Source organism: Leifsonia sp. KNZ12-8B (assembly GCF_056755495.1).
In genome coordinates this window covers 39,654-62,259 of the sequence record NZ_JBPGXM010000006.1, presented here as the reverse complement: position 1 = coordinate 62,259, position 22,606 = coordinate 39,654, and the positions used below count along the sequence as shown (strand labels likewise).

General features: G+C 72.7%; 20 protein-coding genes. 3 read left to right on the top strand and 17 right to left on the bottom strand.

Annotated elements, in window-relative coordinates; translation table 11 throughout:
• Positions 1-249: 249 nt before the first annotated feature.
• The 17 genes from ACR9ZG_RS01915 to ACR9ZG_RS01835 all read right to left on the bottom strand — a co-directional run bounded on the left by ACR9ZG_RS01915 (position 250) and on the right by ACR9ZG_RS01835 (position 19,528).
• Positions 250-1,839, bottom strand: a complete 1,590-nt coding sequence (locus ACR9ZG_RS01915) for a chitinase (RefSeq protein WP_481283127.1) — start codon at positions 1,837-1,839, stop codon at positions 250-252.
• Positions 1,839-4,196 carry a glycosyltransferase family 2 protein gene (locus ACR9ZG_RS01910; protein ID WP_481283126.1) on the bottom strand — a complete coding sequence of 786 codons (2,358 nt, stop codon included), beginning with the start codon at positions 4,194-4,196 and terminating at the stop codon, positions 1,839-1,841. The genes ACR9ZG_RS01915 and ACR9ZG_RS01910 overlap by 1 nt, the downstream gene beginning before the upstream one ends.
• A 236-nt stretch (positions 4,197-4,432) precedes the next feature.
• Positions 4,433-5,938: a ribosome biogenesis GTPase Der gene (der, locus tag ACR9ZG_RS01905; protein WP_481283125.1), complete on the bottom strand. Its 1,506-nt coding sequence runs from the start codon at positions 5,936-5,938 to the stop codon at positions 4,433-4,435.
• The gene (gene cmk, locus ACR9ZG_RS01900; RefSeq protein WP_481283124.1) at positions 5,931-6,611 is read right to left on the bottom strand and encodes a (d)CMP kinase; all 681 of its coding nucleotides are present in this window, start codon (positions 6,609-6,611) and stop codon (positions 5,931-5,933) included. The genes der and cmk overlap by 8 nt, the downstream gene beginning before the upstream one ends.
• Positions 6,608-7,696, bottom strand: coding sequence for a prephenate dehydrogenase (locus ACR9ZG_RS01895; protein ID WP_481283123.1), 1,089 nt, complete (start codon positions 7,694-7,696; stop codon positions 6,608-6,610). Before ACR9ZG_RS01895 ends, cmk begins: the two co-directional genes overlap by 4 nt.
• Positions 7,697-7,778: 82 nt before the next feature.
• Positions 7,779-8,549, bottom strand: a complete 771-nt coding sequence (locus tag ACR9ZG_RS01890) for a pseudouridine synthase (RefSeq protein ID WP_481283122.1) — start codon at positions 8,547-8,549, stop codon at positions 7,779-7,781.
• Entirely contained in the window at positions 8,539-9,189 is a 651-nt protein-coding gene (scpB, locus tag ACR9ZG_RS01885) for an SMC-Scp complex subunit ScpB (RefSeq protein WP_481283121.1), read from the bottom strand. The genes ACR9ZG_RS01890 and scpB overlap by 11 nt, the downstream gene beginning before the upstream one ends.
• Positions 9,179-10,030 (bottom strand): segregation and condensation protein A, encoded by an 852-nt coding sequence (locus ACR9ZG_RS01880; RefSeq protein ID WP_481283120.1) that lies wholly within the window; start codon positions 10,028-10,030, stop codon positions 9,179-9,181. The genes scpB and ACR9ZG_RS01880 overlap by 11 nt, the downstream gene beginning before the upstream one ends.
• The gene (locus ACR9ZG_RS01875; protein ID WP_481283119.1) at positions 10,014-10,913 is read right to left on the bottom strand and encodes a ParA family protein; all 900 of its coding nucleotides are present in this window, start codon (positions 10,911-10,913) and stop codon (positions 10,014-10,016) included. The genes ACR9ZG_RS01880 and ACR9ZG_RS01875 overlap by 17 nt, the downstream gene beginning before the upstream one ends.
• Before the next feature lie 105 nt (positions 10,914-11,018).
• Entirely contained in the window at positions 11,019-11,924 is a 906-nt protein-coding gene (gene xerD, locus ACR9ZG_RS01870; RefSeq protein ID WP_481283118.1) for a site-specific tyrosine recombinase XerD, read from the bottom strand.
• 4 nt (positions 11,925-11,928) lie between these two features.
• Positions 11,929-12,672, bottom strand: a complete 744-nt coding sequence (locus ACR9ZG_RS01865; RefSeq protein ID WP_481283117.1) for an NUDIX domain-containing protein — start codon at positions 12,670-12,672, stop codon at positions 11,929-11,931.
• Positions 12,672-14,393, bottom strand: coding sequence for a CTP synthase (locus ACR9ZG_RS01860; RefSeq protein ID WP_481283116.1), 1,722 nt, complete (start codon positions 14,391-14,393; stop codon positions 12,672-12,674). Before ACR9ZG_RS01860 ends, ACR9ZG_RS01865 begins: the two co-directional genes overlap by 1 nt.
• Before the next feature lie 73 nt (positions 14,394-14,466).
• Entirely contained in the window at positions 14,467-16,209 is a 1,743-nt protein-coding gene (gene recN / locus ACR9ZG_RS01855) for a DNA repair protein RecN (protein ID WP_481283115.1), read from the bottom strand.
• Positions 16,185-17,108, bottom strand: a complete 924-nt coding sequence (locus tag ACR9ZG_RS01850) for an NAD kinase (protein WP_481283114.1) — start codon at positions 17,106-17,108, stop codon at positions 16,185-16,187. Before ACR9ZG_RS01850 ends, recN begins: the two co-directional genes overlap by 25 nt.
• Positions 17,109-17,231: 123 nt before the next feature.
• Positions 17,232-18,029 carry a TlyA family RNA methyltransferase gene (locus ACR9ZG_RS01845; protein ID WP_481283113.1) on the bottom strand — a complete coding sequence of 266 codons (798 nt, stop codon included), beginning with the start codon at positions 18,027-18,029 and terminating at the stop codon, positions 17,232-17,234.
• Positions 18,016-18,171, bottom strand: a complete 156-nt coding sequence (locus ACR9ZG_RS01840; protein WP_481283112.1) for a hypothetical protein — start codon at positions 18,169-18,171, stop codon at positions 18,016-18,018. The genes ACR9ZG_RS01845 and ACR9ZG_RS01840 overlap by 14 nt, the downstream gene beginning before the upstream one ends.
• Positions 18,172-18,181: 10 nt before the next feature.
• On the bottom strand, positions 18,182-19,528 hold the full coding sequence (locus ACR9ZG_RS01835; protein WP_481283111.1) for a hypothetical protein: 1,347 nt from the start codon (positions 19,526-19,528) through the stop codon (positions 18,182-18,184).
• Between the two features lie 35 nt (positions 19,529-19,563).
• On the opposite strand from ACR9ZG_RS01835, the gene ACR9ZG_RS01830 reads away from it, so the two are divergent.
• The 3 genes from ACR9ZG_RS01830 to ACR9ZG_RS01820 are packed head-to-tail and all read left to right on the top strand — an operon-like array spanning position 19,564 to position 22,570.
• Complete coding sequence (locus ACR9ZG_RS01830; RefSeq protein WP_481283110.1) at positions 19,564-20,580, top strand: glycosyltransferase family 2 protein; 1,017 nt, start codon at positions 19,564-19,566, stop codon at positions 20,578-20,580.
• A 23-nt stretch (positions 20,581-20,603) separates the two neighbouring features.
• Positions 20,604-21,500 (top strand): glycosyltransferase family 2 protein, encoded by an 897-nt coding sequence (locus tag ACR9ZG_RS01825; protein WP_481283109.1) that lies wholly within the window; start codon positions 20,604-20,606, stop codon positions 21,498-21,500.
• Entirely contained in the window at positions 21,497-22,570 is a 1,074-nt protein-coding gene (locus ACR9ZG_RS01820) for a glycosyltransferase (protein ID WP_481283108.1), read from the top strand. The genes ACR9ZG_RS01825 and ACR9ZG_RS01820 overlap by 4 nt, the downstream gene beginning before the upstream one ends.
• Positions 22,571-22,606: the final 36 nt, after the last annotated feature.

Here is a 22,606-nt window from a genome sequence, read left to right as displayed (position 1 = left end):
TTTTCTTAACCCCCCCCCCCCCCCCCCCCACTCTGGGGGGGGGGGGGGGGGGGCCCCCCCGCCCCCCGCGGGCCCCCCCCCCCCCCCCCCCCCCCCCCACGCCCTGCCGTGACCGGCTTCCCGACGAAGCCGTCTCGCACACGGTGGCGCCCGGACCCTCCGCCCCGCAGCGGGGTGTCCTGGTCCAGTCGACGACGGGATGCGAGGGGGGTCAGCATCCCGCCGCCGGGTCTCATGCGGAAGGCGTCGTCACGACGACGCTCCCGCGAGCTTGTCGATCTCGTCCTGGGTGAGCGGGGTCCAGGGCGAGGAGTCGGGGTCGGAGCTGGCGGCCTCGGGGCTGTCGCCCTGCGTCCACCACTTCGCCTCGAACGGGATGCCGTCGAACAGGACACGCTGGCCCTTATCGTACGCGGCCGTCCCGCTCCAGTTCGGGTACGTGCCGGCGGGGAGGGTCGGCTGCGGGATCGGGGTCTCCCCCGGCAGCACCGGGCCCACCAGCTCCCACGGGGTCTCCCACGAGTTCAGCACCGGGTCGTCGGGGGTGTCGCCCTTCGTCCACCACTTCGCCTGGTACACGTTGTGGTGCCAGACGACCTTGGTGCCCTTCAGGTAGGAGGCCGTGGTCTTCCAGATCGGGTAGGGCGAGGTCGCGGGGTCGTCGACGGCCGCGGTCGCGGTCGGCTCGGCGGTCGTGACGGCCGACTCGCCCAGGGAGATGTGGCCGTCGAAGCCCTTCGCCAGGGTCGCGGCGAACGTCTTCTTGCCCTGCGCGACGCCCGAGCACGCGTCCGAGACGACGGAGGTGTCCACGTAGTTCGAGCCGCAGGTCTTGTCGCGGTTCGCCGACCACATCGACATGCGGCCGAGACCGGTGGAGACGGCCCACGTGTTGAAGGCGGTCGCGTCGGCGAGGGTGAAGACCTCGTCCTCCACGTCGTTCTGGCCGATCATCGGGGTCGCGCCGATCTTCGCCCACAGGCTCGGGTCGCTCTGGTGCAGCTTCGCGCGGTCGTACAGGATGCCCAGCTGGCGCTGAGCGGCGGTGACCGCGGCCTCCGCGTTCTGCGCCATCGACTTCTTCGCCTCCTTCGAGTTCCCGAAGTCCATGGTCATGACGTTGACGCCGGCGAGGTCGACCTTCGCCTTCAGCATGGCGGCGACCGCGTCGGTGCCGGCGGTCGTCATGCCGGACGGGGCGACGGGGAGGGTGAGCCACACGGCGAGGCCCTTGCCCTCGGCGCGGCGCTCCTTCTGCAGGTCCGCGATGGCGGTGGCCCGGCGCGCGTTCGCGTCGGCGTCGGACAGACCCGCGCCCTCGAGATCGAGATCGATGGTGCCGATGTCGTAGCGGTCGACGACGGACGCGTAGGCCGCCTTCAGCTTCGACGGGTCGTCGCAGTTCACGGCGAGTTCGTCGTTGTTGAGTCCGCCGAACGACACGGCGACCGTGCCGCCCTGCTGCTGGAGCCGCGCGATGCGGCGGTCCAGGTCGAGGGAGCCGCGTGCCTCGTCCAGCGAGTAGGCGGCGCCCCACGAGGGCTCGCACGCCTCCTCCTTGGACGAGACGACGAACGATAGGACGGCGTCCTTGGTGGAGGTCGTCCCGAGGTTCTCGAAGGCGAACCGCGGGGTCGCGGTCACATCCACGTAGGAGGCGAACCACGGCTGCACGTCGACCGCGGCCTTGGCGCTCCACCACTGGAAGCCCACGACACCGCCGGTGACGACGATGACGGCGACCAGCCCGGCGCCGATCACGCGCCACGGCGAGAGGCGGCGACCTGACGGGGCCTCAGGCGCCTGAGCCTGCTCGACGGCAGCGCTCGTGCCGGCCATCAGGCGGCCTGCTTCCGGACGCCGGAGTTGTCGTCGGCGCTGTCGCCCGCGCTCTGGTCCGTGATGTCGGCGTCGGACGCGGCCGCCGATGCGACCGCCGCGCGCTCGACGTGCGGCACGTCTCCGCCGGCGTGGCCGTGGTAGAGCACCGACCGCCAGTCGATCGACGCGGTCACGGCCGCGGGCTCCGGCGCGGAGGCGCGCTTGCCCTTGTCCACGTACAGCGGCTTGGTCATGCCGAGCCAGATGTCGACGATGGTGTTGCCGACGCCGATGTAGGCGCAGATCGCCCAGATCGCCCAGAGCGCGTTGAAGGCGGCGAACGCGGCGTTGCCCCAGTTCTGCGCGTTGACGTCGCGCCAGAGGGTGAACAGCGAGAACGCGACGATCGCGAGCGGCGCGATCACGTACAGCAGCGGCGAGGCGGTGCGGTTCTTGACCTTGGGCGTACGGGCGAACGGGATCTTCTTGCCGGTCAGCGACTGCTGGATCGACTTGAGCACGCCGGCGAGGTTGACCGGCAGCAGGATCAGGTTGAAGCCGTAGATCTTGAAGATGTCCATCGCCTTGTAGCCGCAGTACCGGAGGTCGGCGGCCTGGCTGATGAAGTACGGCAGCGCGGCCAGGAGGACCATCGGGCTCAGCAGGCGGCCGTCGTACGGGTACGCGAGCAGGAACACGAGGCCGAAGCTCGCCCAGCAGATCGAGGCCATGTAGTTGATGCGCAGCAGGAGCTCGACGCGCGAGACGTTCTCGCCGCGGCGGCGGCGCTCCTTCACCTGGCGCCAGAGCTTGGGCAGGATGAGCAGTCCGCCGTTGGCCCAGCGGCGGCGCTGCACGATCAGCGACCCGAAGTCCGGCGGCGTGGCCGAGTAGCTCAGCCGCTCCGGGTAGTTGACGAGCGTCCAGCCGTGGGTGCCGAGGTCGATGCTCGACTCGGTGTCCTCGATGACGGTGCGGTCCTGGATGTACCGCCGCACCTCGAAGCCGCCGACGAACTCGGTCTCGACGATGTCGTCGAGCGCCCGCTTGCGGATGACCGCGTTCGCACCCACCCAGAACGTGGCGCCGTAGTAGCTCTTTCCCTGGTGGAGGATGTGCTGGATGTCCGTGGTGGCACCGGCGAGGCGCTCGATGCGGGTGCCGGCGCCGCGGAACGACGAGTACGGCGTCTGCGTCACGGCGACGCGGGCGTTGTCGGGCTGCTGCAGGAAGTACGTGAGCCGGAGGCAGTATTCGCGGAGCAGGATGGAGTCGGCGTCGAGCGTCAGCAGGAAGTCGCTGTCGGGGATCTCGATGTCGCCGGGCCGGCGGCTGCCGACGGGGACCGGGTCGAGGATCGGGCCCTCCGGCGTCTCCTCGACGCGGTAGGTGCCGCCCATCAGGCCGATGTAGGCGTTGAGGTTCATGGCCTTGTTCGCCTCGTGCGAGAGCGAGGCCCACTTCTTGCGCTCGAAGACCTCCAGCTCGGCGTCGAAGGTCCAGGCGAGCCGGCGGTACAGCTGCGCGACGCGCTCGGAGGTGAGCAGGGCGCCCTCGTCGAGCGCCGCCTCCACGGCCTCCCCGGTGAGGGCGAGGTCGTCGCCGAGCCCGCGGAGCACCTGGTCGGCGAAGAAGACGTCGACGTGGTCCTCGATGGTGTGGGCGTCGGCCTGGTCGTACAGCCACTGCGCGGCCCAGCGGTAGTGGCCTGCGAGCTCGCGGATGGCCTCCGGCTCCGCCAGGGCGCGGTCGTCGCTCAGCTCGTAGCGCAGCAGCGCGTCGGAGAAGCGGAACCGCGGCTCCGACAGCTGGTCGCCGATGCTCGTCGCCAGGTCGCGGGTGGCCTGGAGGCGTGCGGCGACCGTCGGGTCGCTCGGGTTCGGGTTGTCGTCGAGCAGCAGCACGACGCGCTTGGACGGGAACTCCTGCAGCGCGGCGGAGAGCAGGGTCATGCGCACGACCTCCGGCTCCTCCGCGTACGACGGCACCAGCACGGTGATCGACGGCTGGTTCTGGGCGAAGTGCCGGTCGAGCTCGGCACGCGGCACGCGCACGTGCTTCTGGAAGCGCTGGAGCGCTCCCTGCCGGGCGACGAGGTACATCAGCGCCGAGAAGGTGAGGAAGGTGACGACGACCGTGTAGCCGACCGCCTCCATGGTGAAGCGGAAGTTCTGGGATCCGCTGTCGATGAACTGGCGGATGATCGTCGTGACGACGTAGATCGCCCAGAACAGGATCGTCAGCACGATGGCCACGCGGCTCCACGTGATCGTGCGATCCGACGGTCTGGGGTGGACCGTCGGCAGGGGGTCGGTGCGCTTCTCGGAACCGAGCTGGCGCTTTCGGGCAGGCGTGTATGAACTTGTAGAACTCATGATCGGGTATGCGTCCTTAGAGACGAGAGCCCGCGCATTCGGGTTGCGCGTCGGGGTAGCCCTCGCTTGTCCACATTAGTGAGGACACGATGGGGTACAAAACCCCGCGTTATGGTTACGCGGGGACCATTCGAACCGGCGGACGATGTGCGCATGGTGAACATCGTAAAGTGTATGTATTACACGTAATATTGTGGATGTTCACGAAATGCTGCCGCGCAGGCCCGCATGCGACCCTAGCGCTTGCGCTTCTCCCGCACGCGCATGTTGAGCACGATCGGCGTGCCCTCGAAGCCGTACACCTCCCGCAGCCGGCGGACGATGTACCGCCGGTAGCCCGGGTCGAGGAACCCGGTGGTGAAGGTCACGAATGTCGGCGGCCGGCTCGACGCCTGGGTGCCGAACAGGATGCGCGGCTGCTTGCCCCCGCGCACCGGGTGCGGGTGGGCGGCCGTGAGCTCGGCCAGGAAGGCGTTGAACTTGCCGGTCGGGATGCGGGTGTCCCACGACTCCAGCGCCTGCTCCAGCGCGGGCACCAGCCTCTCGAGGTGGCGGCCGGTGCGGGCGGAGATGTTGACGCGCGGCGCCCAGGAGACGTGGGCGAGGTCCTGCTCGATCTCGCGCTCCAGGTAGCGGCGGCGCTCGTCGTCGAGCAGGTCCCACTTGTTGAAGGCCAGCACGAGCGCGCGGCCCGACTCGAGCACGAGGTCGATGATGCGCACGTCCTGCTCGCTGATCGGCTGCGAGACGTCGAGCACGACGACCGCGACCTCCGCCTTCTCCAGCGCGGTGGAGGTGCGCAGCGAGGCGTAGAAGTCGGCGCCCTGCTGCAGGTGCACGCGACGGCGGATGCCGGCGGTGTCGACGAACCGCCACACCTTGCCGCCCAGCTCGACCTGCTCGTCCACGGGGTCGCGGGTGGTGCCGGCCAGCTCGTTGACGACGACCCGCTCCTCCCCCGCGGCCTTGTTCAGGAGGGACGACTTGCCGACGTTCGGCCGGCCGACGATCGCGACGCGGCGCGGTCCGCCGACCTCCTGCTTGGCGACGGCCGAGACCTCGGGCAGCACCTTCAGGACGTCATCCAGGAGGTCGGCCACACCGCGCCCGTGCAGCGCGGAGACGGGACGCGGCTCACCGAGGCCCAGCGACCACAGCTCGGTCGCGTACGGCTCCTGGCGGGCGTCGTCCACCTTGTTGGCGGCGAGGAACACCGGCTTCTTGGTCTTGCGGAGGAGACGCACGACGTGCTCGTCGGTCGCGGTCGCGCCGACGGTCGCATCCACCACGAACAGCACGGCGTCGGCGAGGTCGATCGCGACCTCGGCCTGCGCGGCGACGGAGGCGTCGATCCCGCGCGCGTCGGGCTCCCAGCCGCCCGTGTCGACCACGGTGAACCGGCGGCCGTTCCACTCCGCCTGGTACGAGACGCGGTCGCGCGTCACGCCGGGGGTGTCCTCCACGACGGCCTCGCGGCGGCCGAGGATGCGGTTGACGAGCGCCGACTTGCCGACGTTCGGCCGGCCGACGATGGCGAGCACCGGCAGAGCGGGGAGGTACGTGATCGTGTCGACGTCCTCGGTGGCGGCCTGGAGGACGTCGAGGTCGCTCTCGTCGAGGTCGTAGTCGTCGAGGCCGCTGCGCAGCGCGGCGGCCCGCTGGACGGCGAGCTCCTCGTCGATGCCGGCGAGGCGGTCGGCGAGGTCGTCGTCGCCGACGGGCTCGGTGTCGAAGTCAGCCATGGGTCTCTTTCTGTACGACGTTCTGCACGACCGCGAGGACGGCGTCCACGGTCTGGTCGAAGTCGAGGTCGGTGGAGTCGACGGTGGTCACCCCGTCTGCGGCGTTCATGAAGTCGACCACACGGGCGTCGGCCGCGTCGCGCCGATGGAGCGCCTCGCCGACGCTGGTCGAGGACTGACCCGTGAGCTCGGCGGAGCGCCTGGCAATTCTAACGGATTCGTCGGCGGTGAGCAGGATGCGCACGGGCGCATCCGGGCAGACGACCGTCGTGATGTCGCGACCCTCCACCACGATGCCGGGCTTCTCGGAGTGCCGCACGATGTCGCGGAACAGCTGCGTCAGGTGCGCGCGCACCTCGGGCACGCGGGCGATGGCGCTGACCACGGCGGTGACCTCCGGCTCGCGGATGGCCGCCGTCACGTCGTGCTCGCCGACGAACACGTGGTACGTGTCGGGGTCGGTGCCGATGCGGTAGTCGAAGTCCGGGAGGCTGTCGATCACGGCGGCGGCGTCCGTCGGGTCGGTCCCGCGCTGCACGACGTACCAGCCCAGCGCACGGTAGGCGGCGCCGGTGTCGAGGTACGCCCAGCCGAGGCGGCGGGCGGCCGCCCGCGAGACGGACGACTTGCCGCTGCCGGCGGGGCCGTCCATGGCGAGCACGAGTTCGGTCATCCGGCGATCCTCCAGCCGCGGTCGGTCAGGTCGGTCACGGTGCGGTGCAGCACCTCGGGCAGCACCGCGATCTCGGCGAGGCCGAAGGGCGCGCCGGGCGAGTGCTCCAGCCGCAGGTCCTCGAGGTTGACCCCGAGCTCGCCCAGCTCGGCCAGCAGCCGGGCCAGCTCGCCGGGGCGGTCCTCCACCATGACGATGAGGCTCGCGTAGCGCTTGTCCTGGCCGTGCTTGCCGGGGAGGCGCGAGACGCCGACGTTGCCGCCCGCGATCTCCTCGGCGATGGTCCGGCGCGCTCCCGCCGCATCCACGTCGCCCAGGGCGACGAGCACACGGTCGAGGTCGGCGCGGAAGGCGTGCAGGATCTCGACGATGGCCGGGGCGTTGGCGCCCAGGATCTGCACCCACAGCTCCGGCTCGCTCGCAGCGATCCGGGTCACGTCGCGCACGCCCTGGCCGGCGAGCCCCAGGGCGGCGTCGGTGGAGTCGGCGAGCCGCTTCGCCATGAGGGTCGAGACGAGCTGCGGCGTGTGCGAGACGAGCGCGACGGCGGCGTCGTGATCGGCGGCCGCCATCTCGACGGGGGTGGCGCCGAGGTCGAGGATGAGCGACTCCACCAGGTTCACGGCCGCCCGCGGGTTCTCCGGTCGCGCCGACACCACCCAGGGGCGCCCGATGAAGAGGTCCGCGCGGGCGGCGCTGGGGCCGCCGCGCTCCCGGCCGGCGAGCGGGTGCGAGCCCACGTAGCGCGAGAGGTCCAGGCCGGTCTGCTCCAGCTCGGCGAGGGGCGCGACCTTGACGCTCGCGACGTCCGTCACCACGGCGTCGGGATGGGCGGCGAGCTCGTCCGCGACGACGCGCGCCACGAGGTCGGGCGGCGTCGCGACGACGATGAGGGCCGGCTCCTGCGCGCCGTCGTCCGGTCGCCCCGCTCCGTAGTCGGCCGCCAGCCGCAGGTGGGCGGGCGAGGCGTCGGCGAGCAGCACGTCGACGCCGCGGGCGCGCAAGCCCAGGCCGACGGAGGCCCCCAGCAGCCCCGCGCCGACGACGCGCACGGGGCCGGCGAGGCGGGAGGTGGGATCGGTCACCCATCCACCTTAGTCAGCGGCGCCGACCCTCCCGCCGAGTCGTGACTCGTTGCGGCTTGTGCGGGCGAGAAGTGACACCATGTCACGAGTCGGCGGGGCCCTGGCGGGAGATGGTGAGCAGGGCGCCCAGCTCCTCCTTGGTCAGGTCGCGGAGGGCGCCGGCCTTCAGCGTGCCGAGGTGCAGCGGGCCGAACTGGCGGCGGACCAGCTCGACGACGGGATGGCCGACCTCGGCCAGCATGCGGCGCACGATCCTGTTGCGGCCGGAGTGCAGCGTGATCTCGACCAGGCTGTCCCGCACGCCGGGGTTGACCTGCAGCAGCTTGGCCTTGTCCGCGGCGATCGGGCCGTCCTCCAGCTGCACGCCCTTCGTCAGCCGCGAGATGGTCTGCGGCGTGACGATGCCGCGCACCCGCGCGATGTACGTCTTGGTGACGCCGAAGCTGGGATGCGCGAGCACGTGCGCCAGCTCGCCGTCGTTGGTCAGGATGAGCAGCCCCGACGTCTCGGCGTCGAGCCTCCCGACGTTGAACAGCCGCTCGGAGTAGCCGGAGACGAACCGCGACAGGTCGGGCCTCCCCTGCTCGTCGCGCATCGAGCTGACGACGCCGACCGGCTTGTTGAGCATCACATACCGGCGGCTCGGGTCGAGCTGCACCGCGGTCCCGTCGACGGCGACCTTGTCGACGGCCGGGTCGACGCGGGTGCCGAGCTCGGTGACGGTCGTGCCGTTGACGGTGACGCGCCCCTCCACGATCAGCTGCTCGGAGACCCGGCGGGAGGCGACGCCCGCGGCTGCCATGACCTTCTGAAGGCGCTCGCCCTCGTTCTGCGCGCCGTTCTCAGCGGACATCGTCGAACCCCTCCGCTCCGTCGGCGAGCAGCGGCGAGATCTTCGGCAGCTCGTCGATCGAGTTGATGCCCAGCTGGCTGAGCAGCAGGTCGGTCGTCCCGTAGTTGATCGCGCCCGTCTCGCTGTCGGTGAAGAGCTCGGTGATCAGGCCGCGGCCGAGCAGCGTTCGCACCACCGAGTCCACGTTGACGGCCCGGATGGAGGCGATGGCGCCGCGGCTGATGGGCTGCTTGTACGCGATCACCGCGAGCGTCTCCAGCGCCGCCTGCGACAGCTTGGTCGGGTTCTGCTGCAGGACGTAGCCGGACACCACGGCGTCGAACTCGTCGCGCACGTAGATGCGCCAGCCTCCTCCGACCTCCCGCAGCTCGAAGCCGCGCCGCACGCCGCCCTCGGTCTCGCCGTCGTAGTCGGCGACCAGCGCCGCGACGGCCTGCCGCACGCGTTTCACCGGCGCTCCGACCGCGGTGGCCAGCGTGACCACGCTCATCGGCTCGTCGGCGACCATCAGGATGGCCTCCAGCGCCCGCTCGATGCGCGCGTCGTCGACGGGGGCCGGCACCTCGGTGGTGTCCGTCGCCTCGCTCCCGCCGATCGCGTCGGCGACGTCGGTCGTCTCGACCGCTTCCTCAACCGTCATAGTCCGCTCCCAGGTTCGACAGGTTCTCCTCCGACCAGTGCTCTGCCGTCCAGCGGAGCGTCAGCTCGCCGAGCGGCTCCAGCTGCTCGAACGCGATCGCCGCGTGCCGGTACAGCTCCAGCACGGCCAGGAACCGCGCGATGATCACGCCCTTCTGCTCCGCGCCTGCCACCAGCTGACGGAACGACAGCGGCTCGCCGCGGCGCAGCATCCCGACGACGACGGCGGCCTGCTCGCGGATGCTGACCAGCGGCGCGTGGAGGTGGTCGAGCCCGACGACGGGGATCTCGCGCGGGGTGAGGGCGAGCGTGGCGAGCGCGGCGAAGTCCTCCGCCGTGAGCGTCCAGACCAGCTCGGGCGTGCGCTGCCGGAACTTGTCCTCCAGCCGCACCGCACGCGGGTGGCGGGCGCCCTCCGCCTCCAGCCGCCCGGCGAACCAGGCCGACGCCTCCTTGAAGGCGCGGTACTGCAGCAGCCGCGCGAAGAGGAGGTCGCGGGCCTCGAGCAGCGCCACATCCTCCGCGTCGACCAGCTCGCCCTGCGGGAGCAGCCCGGCGACCTTGAGGTCGAGGAGGGTGGCGGCGACGAGCAGGAACTCGCTCGCCTCGTCGAGGCTCTCCTCGGTGTCGAGCTGCCGCAGGTAGGCGATGAACTCATCGGTGACCGTGCTGAGCGCGATCTCGGTGATGTCGAGCTCGCGCTTGCCGATCAGGGTCAGCAGCAGGTCGAACGGCCCTTCGAACTCGCCGAGCGAGACGCGGAAGCCGGTCTGCGCGGCCTCGTCGCCCTGCGCCGGCGCGGCCGCCTCCGTCGGCTCGGACGTGCTAGGCGACGGCGCCACGCGAGATCAGTTCCCTCGCCAGCTGCCGGTAGGCCTCCGCCGCGGGGTGCTCCGGCGCGAACTGCGTGATCGGGGTCGCGGCGACCGAGGCGTCCGGGAACTTCACCGTGCGCGAGATCACGGTCTCGAGCACGCGGTCGCCGAAGGCGTCGACCACGCGCTCCAGCACCTCGCGCGAGTGCAGCGTGCGCGAGTCGTACATGGTCGCGAGGATGCCGTCGAGCTCGATCGCCGGGTTGAGCCGCTCGCGCACCTTCTCGATGGTCTCGAGCAGCAGCGCGACGCCGCGGAGCGCGAAGTACTCGCACTCCAGCGGGATCAGGGCGCCGTGGCTCGCGGTCAGGGCGTTCACGGTCAGGATGCCCAGCGACGGCTGGCAGTCGATGAGGATGACGTCGTAGTCGCCGCTCACCTTGCGCAGCACGCCGGCGAGGATCTGCTCGCGGGCGACCTCGTTGACGAGGTGCACCTCCGCCGCCGACAGGTCGATGTTGGCCGGGATGATGTCGAGGCCGGGCACGTTCGTGTGCTGGATGGCCTCGTGGATGTCGGCGTTGCGGTTCAGCAGCAGGTCGTAGATCGTCGTGACGTCGTGCGTCTGCGCACCGAGACCGGCGGAGAGCGCGCCCTGCGGGTCGAAGTCGACGGCGAGCACCTTGCGGCCGTACTCCGCGAGCGAGGCGCCGAGGTTGATGGAGGTCGTGGTCTTGCCGACCCCGCCCTTCTGGTTGGTCAGCGCGATGATCTTGGCCGGGCCGTGCTGGGCGAGCGCAGGAGGCTGCGGGAACGAGCGCAGCGGCCGCCCGGTGGGTCCGAGCCGCGCCGGCACGGACGCCTCGTCCATGCCCGGAAGCTCGGTCCTGACCTCGTCGTTGCGCGTCACCGGGGTGTTCCTCGTCCCTCTCTTAGGCGGCCTGTTTCAAGGGGACAGTCTAACGGCCGTGCCCCTCGCCCGCGGGCCGTGCCGGCGGCGGTTCGTGAGCCGGGCTCATCGGGCCCGCGGGTGCGCCGTCGTGTACACGTCGCGGAGCGTGTCCGCGGTGACGAGGGTGTAGATCTGCGTCGTCGCGACGGAGGAGTGGCCGAGCAGCTCCTGCACCACCCGCACATCGGCGCCGCCCGCGAGCAGGTGCGTGGCGAACGAGTGGCGGAGCGTGTGCGGCGACACCTCCACCCCGAGCTGCGCCTTGTCGGCGGCGGCGCGGATGATCAGCCAGACGTTCTGCCGCGACAGCCGCGCGCCGCGCATCCCGAGGAAGAGGGCGGGGGTCGAGCGCCCCTTCGCCGAGAGGAGGGGCCGGGCGCGCACGAGATACGCGTCCACCGCCGTCCGCGCGTAGCTGCCGAGCGGCACGATCCGCTGCTTGCTGCCCTTGCCCGTCAGCCGGACCACGTCGGTGTCGACCACGTCGTCCACGTTGAGGCCGACCGCCTCGCTCACGCGGGCGCCGGTCGCGTACATGAGCTCCAGCAGCGCCTTGTCGCGGAGGTCGGCCACCTCGTCGCCGTCGGTCGCGGCGAGCAGAGCGCCCACCTGCTCCACCGAGATGGCCTTCGGGAGGCGCGACGCGAGCTTCGGGGGCCGCACCTCGCTCGCCACATCCCGCTGCAGGCGGCCCTCCTCGAGGAGGAACCGGTGGAGGCCGCGCACGGTCGACAGCACGCGGGCGAGCGAGGACGCGGTGAGCGGCGCCTCGGGCCGCGAGCCGAGATGCAGCGCGAAGTCCGAGATCAGCGGGGCCGACACCTCCCCCACCTCCGTCACGCCCTGCTCGGCCAGCCAGCCGGCGTACAGCGCGAGGTCGCGGCGGTACGCGGCGACGGTGTTCGCGGACAGGCCGCGCTCGATCGTCACGTGCCGCAGGTAGGCGTCGACGTCCGCCGCGACGGTCACGGCGTCACTCCGCGGCGGTGCCGCCGCCGGTCGCCGCTGCGCTCCCGCCCGATCCGCCGCCCTGCTGCACGAGCCGCTCCAGCTTCGGGTGGCTCGGCCACGGCTCGTCGGCCGCGCCGAGCGTGCTCCAGCCCTTCTCGCGGGAGGCGCGAGCGGCGAGCAGCGCGATCAGCAGCGGGGCGTTGTGGAGGCCGCGCTCCAGCGCCGCGTCGGCGGCCTCGTCGAGCGGCACCCAGCGCAGCTCGATGTCCGCCTCCTCCGCCTCGCGGGCGAACGCCGAGCCGGTCGGCTTCACGCCGCGGGCCAGGTAGATGCGGATGACCTCGTCGTTCCCGCCCGGGCTCGAGAACACGTCCGCGAGCACGTTCCAGGTCTCGGCGGTGAGGTCGGCCTCCTCGCCCAGCTCGCGCTTGGCCGCCTCCAGCGGGTCCTCGCCGGACTGGTCGAGCAGGCCGGCCGGGATCTCCCAGTCGCGGTGGCGCACCGGGTGCCGGTACTGCTTGATCAGCAGCACCCGCTCGTCGTCGTCGAGCACCAGGACGCCGACGGCGCCGGTGTGGTCGACGTACTCGCGCGTGATGACGTCGCCGTTGTACCGGAAGTCGTCACGACGGACATCCCAGATCTTGCCCTCGAAGACGACCTCGGACGAGACGATCTCGGGCCGGAACGGCTCGTCGCTCAGGGCGGGTCGCGGACTCTGCGCCGGTCGAAGACTCTGCGCCGGTCGCGGGTCCTGGGCCGGCATCACGCCTCCGCCGGCACGTCGAAGAGGAGGCTGGACTGCTGGCGCTGCAGCGCGGCGCCCACGAGGCCCGCGAACAGCGGGTGCGCGCGGTTGGGCCGCGACCGCAGCTCGGGGTGCGCCTGCGTACCGACGTAGAACGGGTGCACGTCGCGCGGCAGCTCCACGTACTCGACCAGGTGCCCGTCCGGGGAGGTGCCGGAGAACCAGAGGCCGGCGTCGGCGATCTGCTCGCGGTAGTTGTTGTTCACCTCGTAGCGGTGGCGGTGGCGCTCGCTGGCCTCGGAGGCGCCGTAGAGCTCGGAGACGATCGAGCCCTCCGCGAGAGCGGCCGGGTAGAGCCCGAGGCGCATCGTGCCGCCGAGGTCGCCGCCGGCGATGATCTCCACCTGCTCGGCCATCGTCGCGATCACCGGGAACTCGGTGTCGGGGTCGAATTCCGACGAGGAGGCGCCGGCCAGTCCGGCCTCGTTGCGGGCGTACTCGATGACCATGCACTGCAGGCCGAGGCACAGGCCGAGCGCCGGGATGCCGTTCTCACGGGCGAAGCGCAGCGCGCCGAGCTTGCCCTCGATGCCGCGCACGCCGAAGCCGCCCGGCACGCAGATCGCGTCGACGTCGCCGAGCTGCGCGGCGGCGCCCTCGGGCGTCTGCGCCTCGTCCGACGCGATCCACTTGAGCTTCACCTTGGTCTGGTGCGCGAAGCCGCCGGCCCGCAGCGCCTCGGTCACCGAGAGGTACGCATCCGGGAGGTCGATGTACTTGCCGACCAGGCCGATGGTGACCTCATGCTTGGGGTCGTGCACGGCCTCCAGGAGGCGCGCCCAGCCGTTCCAGTCGACGTCGCCGGCCTTGTCGAGCCCGAGCTGGTCGATGATGTACGCGTCGAGGCCCTGGTCGTGCAGCATGGTCGGGATGTCGTAGATGCTCGGCACGTCGACCGCGTTGACCACGGCCTGCTCGTCCACGTCGCACATGAGCGCGATCTTGCGCTTGTTGCCGTCGGAGACCGGGCGGTCGCTGCGGAGCACGAGCGCGTCCGGCTGGATGCCGATGGAGCGGAGGGCGGCCACAGAGTGCTGCGTCGGCTTGGTCTTCTGCTCGCCGGAGGCGTTCATGAACGGCACCAGCGAGACGTGCACGAAGAAGCAGTTCTTGCGGCCCAGCTCGTGGCGCACCTGGCGCGCCGACTCGATGAACGGCTGCGACTCGATGTCGCCGACCGTGCCGCCGATCTCGGTGATGATCACGTCCGGCGCCGGCTCGCCGTCCGGGCCCGGCTGAGCCTGGAGGCGCATGCGGCGCTTGATCTCGTCCGTGATGTGCGGGATGACCTGCACGGTGTCGCCGAGGTACTCGCCGCGGCGCTCCTTCGCGATGACGTTGGAGTAGATCTGACCGGTGGTCACGTTGGCGGACTGGCCGAGGTTGATGTCGAGGAACCGCTCGTAGTGCCCGATGTCGAGGTCGGTCTCGGCGCCGTCGTCGGTCACGAAGACCTCGCCGTGCTGGAACGGGTTCATCGTGCCGGGGTCCACGTTGAGATAGGGGTCGAGCTTCTGCATGACGACCCGCAGTCCGCGGGCGGTGAGAAGGTTGCCGAGAGAGGCGGCCGTGAGACCCTTCCCCAACGAAGAAACGACACCACCTGTCACGAAGATGTGCTTGGTAATGCCGTTCGCTGTGTTTTTGCCGCTGTTTGGGCCCGCGTCTGAATAATCCACCACGGGCTTATAGCTTATCACCGAGACCGCCCCGTCCCGACCGCGACGGGCGCGCGTCGTTCGCGATCCGCACTCAGGAGGCGACGGCCAGCTCCACGAGCTCGCGGGCGTGAGCGAGTCCGCTCTCGGAGTCGGGCAGGCCGGAGAGCAGCCTGGCCATCTCGGCGATGCGCTCCTCCCCCTCCAGGCGGCGGACGCTCGAGGCGGTGACCGCGCCGTCGTTGCCCTTCACGACCGTGAGGTGGTTGCTGGCGAAGGCGGCGACCTGGGCGAGGTGCGTGACGACGATGACCTGCGCGGACTCGGCGAGGCGCGCGAGCCGGCGGCCGATCTCGATGGCGGAGGCGCCGCCGACGCCCGCGTCGACCTCGTCGAAGATGAAGGTGGGCACCGGGTCGCTGCCGGCGATGACGACCTCCAGCGCGAGCATCACGCGCGAGAGCTCGCCACCGGAGGCGCCCTTGCCGAGCGGGCGCGGCTCGGCCCCGGGGTGCGGTTGCAGCAGGATCGCGACCTGGTCGCGGCCGGAGGCGGAGTACTCGTCGCGCTCGGTCACCTCGACCACCACGCGGGCGTCGGGCATGGCGAGCGCGCTCAGCTCGTCGGAGACGGCGGCACCGAGCCGGGCGGCGGCCTCCCGGCGGCTCGCGCTGAGGCCCGCTGCGAGCTCGGCGACGAGCGCAGCGTCGGCCTCGACCTCGCGGGTGAGCTCCTCGATGCGGTCGGCGTCGCCGTCGAGCTCCAGGAGGCGGAGGCTGCCGGTCTCGAGCGTGTTGATCACGTCGTCGAGGGTCGGGCCGTACTTGCGCACCAGCCCGGCGAGGTCGGCGCGCCGCTCCTGCACGATCTCGAGCTCGCGGGCGCCGTCGGTGTCGAGGGTCGCGAGGTAGCTGGAGAGCTGGAGGGCGACATCCGACACCAGGTAGCTCGCGTTGGCGACCGACTCGGCGAGCGGGGTGAGCGCCGCGTCGTGGGGCGCCATCCGCTCCAGCTGACGGCGGGCGTTGTCGAGCAGGGCGAGCGCGTCGGCGGCCTCGGACTCCTCGGCGGAGAGCAGCTCCCTGGCGCCGGCGGCGGCGACCCGCAGCTCTTCGAGGTTGGTGAGGCGCTCGGCGCGCTCGGCCAGCTCGTCGTCTTCGCCGGGCTGCGGCGCGACGGCCTCGATCTCGGCCATCGCCAGGCGGAGGTCCTCGGCCTCGCGGGCGCGGCGGTCCTGGTCGGCGATGAGCTCGTCGAGCTCGGTGCGGTTGTCGCGCCAGCGGTGGTAGACGCTCGCGTAGGTCTCGAGCGCCTCCGCGAACACCGGTCCGGCGAAGCGGTCGAGCGTCTCGCGCTGCGCGACCGCCGAGCGCAGCCGCAGCTGGTCGGACTGGCCGTGCACCACGACGAGCTGCTCGCCGAGCTCGGTGAGCACGCTGACCGGGGCGCTGCGTCCGCCGACGACGGCGCGCGAGCGGCCCTCCGCGGACACCGAGCGGCTGAGCACCAGCTCGGCGGCGCCGTCCGTCAGCTCGTCGACGTCTCCGCCGGCGTCGCGCACCCGCTCGACGACGTCGCCGTCGCCGCGGACCCGCCAGCGGCCCTCGACCCACGCCTGCGGGCTCCCGGCCCGCACGGCGCCGGTGTCGGCGCGCTCGCCGAGCAGCAGGCCGAGCGCGGACACCACCATCGTCTTGCCGGCGCCGGTCTCGCCGGTGATCGCCGTGAAGCCCGGCCCGAGCGGGAGGGAGGCGTCGGCGATGACGCCCAGATCCTTAATCGAGATCTCCTCGATGCCGCCACGCACGCCCGTCACGACCCCGCCGGCCCCCTCCATCCCGTCACGGGAAGATCGAACTTGTGCACGAGCCGGTCGGTGAACGGGCCGGGGTGCAGGCGCGCGAGCCGCACGGGGATGGGCGAGCGCCGCACGACGACGCGGGCGCCGCGCGGCAGGTCGAAGGCACGCCGGCCGTCGCACCAGAGGATGCCGGCGCCGCCGGCGCGGGCGAGCAGCTCGACCGCGAGCGACGACTCGGCGTCGACCACGAGCGGGCGCGAGAACAGGGCGTGCGCGCTGAGCGGCACGAGCAGCAGGGCGGCGACGCCCGGCCAGACGACCGGTCCGCCTGCCGAGAAGGAGTATGCGGTGGAGCCGGTGGGCGTCGACATGACGACGCCGTCGCAGCCGAAGCTCGACATGGGCCGGCCGTCGACCTCGATGACGACCTCGAGCATGCGCTCGCGGCTCGCCTTCTCGACCGTGGCCTCGTTGAGCGCCCAGCTCTCGTAGACGACCTCTTTGCCGACCTTGACCCTGGCCGAGAGCGTCATGCGCTCCTCGACCTCGTAGTCCTTGGCGAGGCCGCGCGCGACCGCGATCTCGAGGTCGTCGCGCTCGCTCTCGGCGAGGAAGCCGACGTGCCCGAGGTTGACGCCCAGCAGCGGCGCCGAGCAGCCGCGCACGAGCTCGGCCGCCCGCAGGATGGTGCCGTCACCGCCGAGCACGATGACGAGTTCCAGCTCTTGCGCCCGCACCTCGTCGCCGAGCACCGCCACCTCGCCGAGCGAGGAGTCCGCCGCGAGCAGGTCGCGTCGCTCGTCGGCGCTCAGCACCGGGACCACGCCCGCCGCGAGCAGCTGCCGGCACACCAGCACGCCGGCCTCGAGGGAGTCCTGGCGACCCGTGTGCGCGACGACGAGGATGTACCGCGCCGCTGCACCGTTTGCCGCCACTGGTCCCTCCCTCACTGGTCGTCCCTCCATTCTGTCTGGTTTCGGGCCGGGCATGTGCCGCAGGGCCGCGAATGTGGAGAACGTTCACCGGGCTCACGGCTGGGGACGGCCTCCACCCGCCGGTCAGCGCGCGATGCGCTCGACCTCGTCGCGCAGCGCCGACGGGTCCGGTGCTCCCGCCCGCAGGTGGGCGAGGTACTCGCGGTTGCCGTGGCCGCCGGCGATCGGCGACGGGATGATGCCCGCCGTGCCGAGGCCCGCGTCGTGCGCCGCCCACAGCACGTCGGTGACCGCGTCGAGCCGCAGCCCGGCCTCCCGCACGATGCCCTCGCGCACGCCCTGCCGCCCGACCTCGAACTGCGGCTTGATCAGCACGACCAGATCGGCGCCGGGCGCGGCGACCGCGACGAGCGCCGGGATGACCTGCGTGAGCGAGATGAACGAGAGATCGGCGACGACCAGGCCGGGCGCCTCCACGCCTCCCGTCAGCTCCGCGTAGTCGGCGGCCGTGAGCGAGCGGACGTTTACGCCCTCGAACGAGCGGAGGCGCTCCTCCCCCGCCAGCGCGGGCGCCAGCTGGCCGTGCCCCACGTCGACCGCGACGACGAGGGCGGCGCCGCGCTCCAGCAGCACCTGGCTGAACCCGCCCGTCGAGGCTCCGGCGTCGAGCGCCACACGGCCGTCGACGGGCACGGCGAACGCGTCGAGCGCGGCGATGAGCTTGTGCGCGCCGCGGCTGACATAGTGGTCGGCGCCCGCCACCGCGACGACCTGCTCCGGGCGGACCTTGGCGGAGGCGCGCAGCTCGGGGCGTCCGTCGACCGTGACCAGGCCCTCGGCGATCACCGTGGCGGCGTGGCTGCGCGACCGGGCGAGACCGCGGGCGGCCAGAGCGACGTCGAGCCGCTCAGCCTGCGGCATGCGCGTCGCCGCCCTCCAGCTCGCGCCGCATCTGCTCGTGCAGCTGCGCGTACGCGTCGGCGCGGTCGGCGAGCGGCTGCTGCTCGATCACGTCGAGCCGCGCCAGCAGGGAGCCTTCGGCGTCAGCGGTCTGATCGGACATGCCGTCAACGCTACACGGCGGTCGGCGGGGTGAGGGGCTGACGCGCTCCGACAGCCGCCGCCCGGCGCTGCCGCAACGCGCGCAACGCGGCCGCGAGCTGGTACGCCAGCACCACGGCCTCCGCGGCGAGCTGTCCGCCGAGGGCCCCGACGCCTCCCCCGGTCGCGCTGCCGACCACGATGAGCGGGATGCCGACCAGCGCCCCGGCCGCGGCCGACCTGGCAACGGCCTCCATCCGGCCGAGCGCCACCAGCAGCACGAAGCCGCTCGCCATGCTCGTGCAGATCACGGCGATCGACAGCCCGCCGAGCAGGGCGGCGAGTGGCGGGACGGCGACGGTCCCCGAGAAGACCAGCCGGGCCGCCAGCGGGCTCCCGAGCGCGAAGGCCGCTCCCGCGAGGCCGCCGCCGACCGCGGCCAGACGGACCGCGCGCACCGCCCGGTCGACGCGCTGCGCCGGGTCGACGACGCGGCCGACCCATCCCTTCAGGAGGCTGTTGGGCGCCGCCATGACCTGCTGCGTCATGCGCAGCAGACGGTCCACCGACGCGTACAGCAGCGTGGAGTGCGGCGAGCCGAGGGTCGCGACGGTCACGCCGAGGGAGATGTAGAGGCTCGAGAAGACGTTGGTCGAGAGCGCGGCGAGCTGGAACCGGAGCACCCGCAGGCAGCGCCGCAGCGAGGTCCGGGCGAGGTCCGCCGGCCGCACGCCGAGCACCGCCGCGCCGGCGACCGGGGCGGAGAGGGCCGCCAGCAGCAACGCCACGGGGTACACGAGGAGCGGGCCGCCGGCCGCGATCACCACCGCGGAGGCGGCGACGAGGAGGGCGCGCGGCAGCACCTCCGTCAGGAGGAACAGCCGCGGCCGCATCGTGCCGATGAAGACCCAGCCGCCGGCGAACATGGCGATGCCGGCCGCGCACGCAACGAGGGCGGCCTCCGGCTCGTGCGCGGGAGCGAGCAGTGCTGCGATCAGGGCCGCGGCTCCGATCGCGGGCACGCCCACCATGCCCTTCGTCACCAGCGAGAGGGCGAACAGCCGCGCACGGTTGCGAGCCGCCTGCCGCGCGACGCGCTGCGTGCCGGACATCCCCCAGCCCAGCTCGGCCACGACGCCGGCCGTGGCACCGAGCGACTGCCCGAGCGCGATGGCCGCCCACGCCGCCTCCCCGTGCGTCGCCGTGATCGCGGGCAGCGCCAGCAGGGGCGACACGGCCGCGAGCAGCGGCACCGCGAGGTACCCGGCCAGCACGGCGAGCGCGCGGCGCAGCCTCGGCAGGCGACGGGGTGCGGGAGGGAGGGAGGACACGGCGATCCGTTCGGGCGGCGGGGCACGACGGACCCAGCCGTCGCACATGAGAGGTCAAGTATAGTGCGTATTGCATTTCAGTCATGACTCCTCCACTTCCTCTCCCCTCCGCCTCCGTCGTCCTCTGCATCCGCGACGGACGCGACGCGGTGCCCGCCCTGGCTGCACGCGTCGCCGCCGTGGCCGCGCAGCGCGGGGTCGACGTCGTCGTCGTCGACGACGGCTCGGCGGACGGCACCGGCGACGCGCTCGCCCGTCTGCTCCCCCGGCGCGTCGACGTGACCCTGGTGCGCCATGCCGACCCCGCCGGGGTGGCGGCCCGCCGCAACGAGGCCCTCGCCTGGGCGCGCGGCGACTACGTCTGGTTCGTCGACCACGACGACGACTGGACGGTCGGCGACCTCACCGCCCTGCGCCGGGCCGCGGCGGGAGCGGACGTGGTCGTCGCCGGCGCCGACTATCGCTGGGGACCGGGAGCCAGCGACCGCCGCCGGATCGACGGCGCACCGGTCGACCGGCCCACCGACGTCGACGGGCCGCGTGCCGCCGCCCTGCTCGTCGAGGGCGCCTTCCACGGCTTCCTCTGGTCGAAGCTGATCCGCCGGGAGGTGCTCGGCGCCGCCCCCTTCCCCGCCCTGCCCGCGCAGAGCGACATCGTCGGCGTCGCGGCCGCACTCGCTGCCGCCGAGACGGTGCGCCTCCTCCCGGACACCGTCTACACCTACGTACGCAGCCCCGGCTCGATCACCCGCCGCCGCACGCCGGACGTCGGCGCCCTGGAGCGTGCGCACGACCTCGTGCTCGCCACCGCCGGAAAGCACGCGAGCGCGGCAGGGCGCGACGTCTTCACGGCCCGGTTCCTGTGCCTGGCGGCGGTGAAGACCGCGGTGCGCTGGGAGGCCGGGCGCCCGGCGGTGCGCGAGGCGCTCGCGGTCGCGCGTCGCCGGGCGCGCGAGGTGCGCCTCGGCCGCCTCCTGCGCCGCTCCCCGCTGCTCGGCGCCGCCGTGCTCCTGCTGCGGACCTGCCCTCCCCTCCTGCCCCTCGCACTGCGCGCGGGACTCCGCGGGCTCGACCTCCTCCGCGCCGCCCGCCGCTCATGAACACCGCCTCGAACGGATCCGCCATGACCTCCCTCGCCATCACCGTCCTCGTCTCGGCCCGCAACGCCGAGCGGACCGTCGCGCTCGCCATGCGCAGCGTGCTCAGCGCGCTGCCCGCCGACGGCCGCGTGATCGTGCGCTCCGACGGCTCCACCGACGGGACGCTCGCGGCCGTCCGCGCGGTCGACGACCCGCGCGTGCGGCTGCTCGCGGACGACCGCTGGCTCGGGACAGCGGCCTCCGGCAACGTCCTGCTCGACCAGGTGGAGACGCCGCTCGTCTCGCGGATGGACGCCGACGACATCAGCCTGCCCGGCCGGTTCGGCGCCCAGGTGCGCCGCATCCGCGCCGGCATCGACTTCAGCTTCACGACGGGCGTGCAGTGGTGGGAGGGCACGGCGCGGGTCAGACCACAGCTGCCGCATCCGGTCTCCACGGCGACGGCGCCCCTCATGCTGCTGCTCACGAACCCGTTCATGCACCCGACGATGGTCGCCCGCACGCGGGCGATGCGCGCGCTCGGCGGCTACCGCACGGTCGCGAGCGAGGACTTCGACCTGTACCTGCGCGCGGCGGCGGCCGGCTACCAGCTCGAGCGGCTGCGCATCCCGCGGCTCGTCTACCGCCGCACGGCCGTCCAGACCACCGCTCAGCCGGGCTGGTGGGAGGCGCGCTCGGCCGACTCCCGGGTGGAGGAGATCTTCGGCGTGGTCGGCTGGCAGGCGCTCGGCTTCGTGCCGCGGTGGTTCGCGTGGCGGCGCGACGGCTTCCCGCTCGGGCAGGCGCCCGCCGGCGTGCTGGAGGACATCGAGCGCTTCCGCGACCACGCGCTGCGGCTGGCGCCCGACGAGCGCCGGCCGCTGATCGACCGGCTGCGCCGCATGGAGCTGCGGGCGCGCGGCATCGAGGCACGCGCATGAGCGGCGGTCCGCGCCCGCCGGCGAGGCCGGTGGCCGTGCAGCTGCGGGTGCACGACATCGGCTACCCGCGCAACGCCCGGCTCCGCGAGCACCTGCGCCGGCACGGGATGGAGGTGCGCGTCTCGCCCCGGGCGCAGCGCGGTCCGAAGCCGCTGCGCCTCCTGGTCGATCTGGTCGCGATGCTCAGGGACACCCGCGGCGCGCGCATCGCCGTGCTCTCGGAGTTCTCGCTCCCGTCGGCGCCGGCGGCCCGGCTGATCGCGCGGCTGCGCGACATCCCGCTGGTCGTCGACGGCTTCGTCGGCAAGCACGAGACCGCCATCGAGGACTGGGGCTACGCGTCGCGCCGCTCGCTGCGCGCGCTGCTGCTCCGGGTGGTGGACCGGGCCGCCATCCGCGCGGCCGACCTCTACCTCATCGACACGGAGGCGAGGGCCGAAGCCCTGCGCCGGCGTCACGGGCGCCGCACGCCGGTGATCGCGCTGCCGGTCGGCGCCCCGCGCTGGATCGCGCCCCGGCCGCCGCGCGGAACCGACGGGACGCTGCGGGTGCTGTACTCCGGCGGCAACATCCCGCTGCACGGCCTTCCCCTCGCGCTGGCGGCGGTGGCCGCCGCCGACCCGCGCGTCCGGCTCGACCTCGTGCTCTCCGGGCCCCGGGAGGCGGTGCAGGCCCGCATCGACGCCCTCGGCATCGCGGACCGCTGCACCCTCCACCCGCCCGTCAGCCACCGCGAGCTGGTCGAGCGGATGCACGACGCCGACGTGGTGCTCGGCATCTTCGGCGACTCGCCCAAGGCCCGCGGCGTGGTCGCGAACAAGGTGTGGCAGGGCCTCGCCGCCGGTCGCCCGGTGGTGACGCTGCGGACTCCGGCGACGGAGGAGCTGCTCCCGCACGCGGGCGGGCTGCTGATGCTCGTCGACTCGGTCGCGGGGCTGACGCGCGCGCTCGACGACCTGCGTGCCCGCGCGACGTTTCCAGGCGATCCGCGGGTCGCCGAGCGACTGGAGGCGTTCGTGCGCGAGCGCTACGGCGCCTTCGACGCGTGGCTGGCCGAGCGGGTGGGGTGAGTCCCTCCCGCTCGGCCCGTCTGCCGCTCCCTGTGC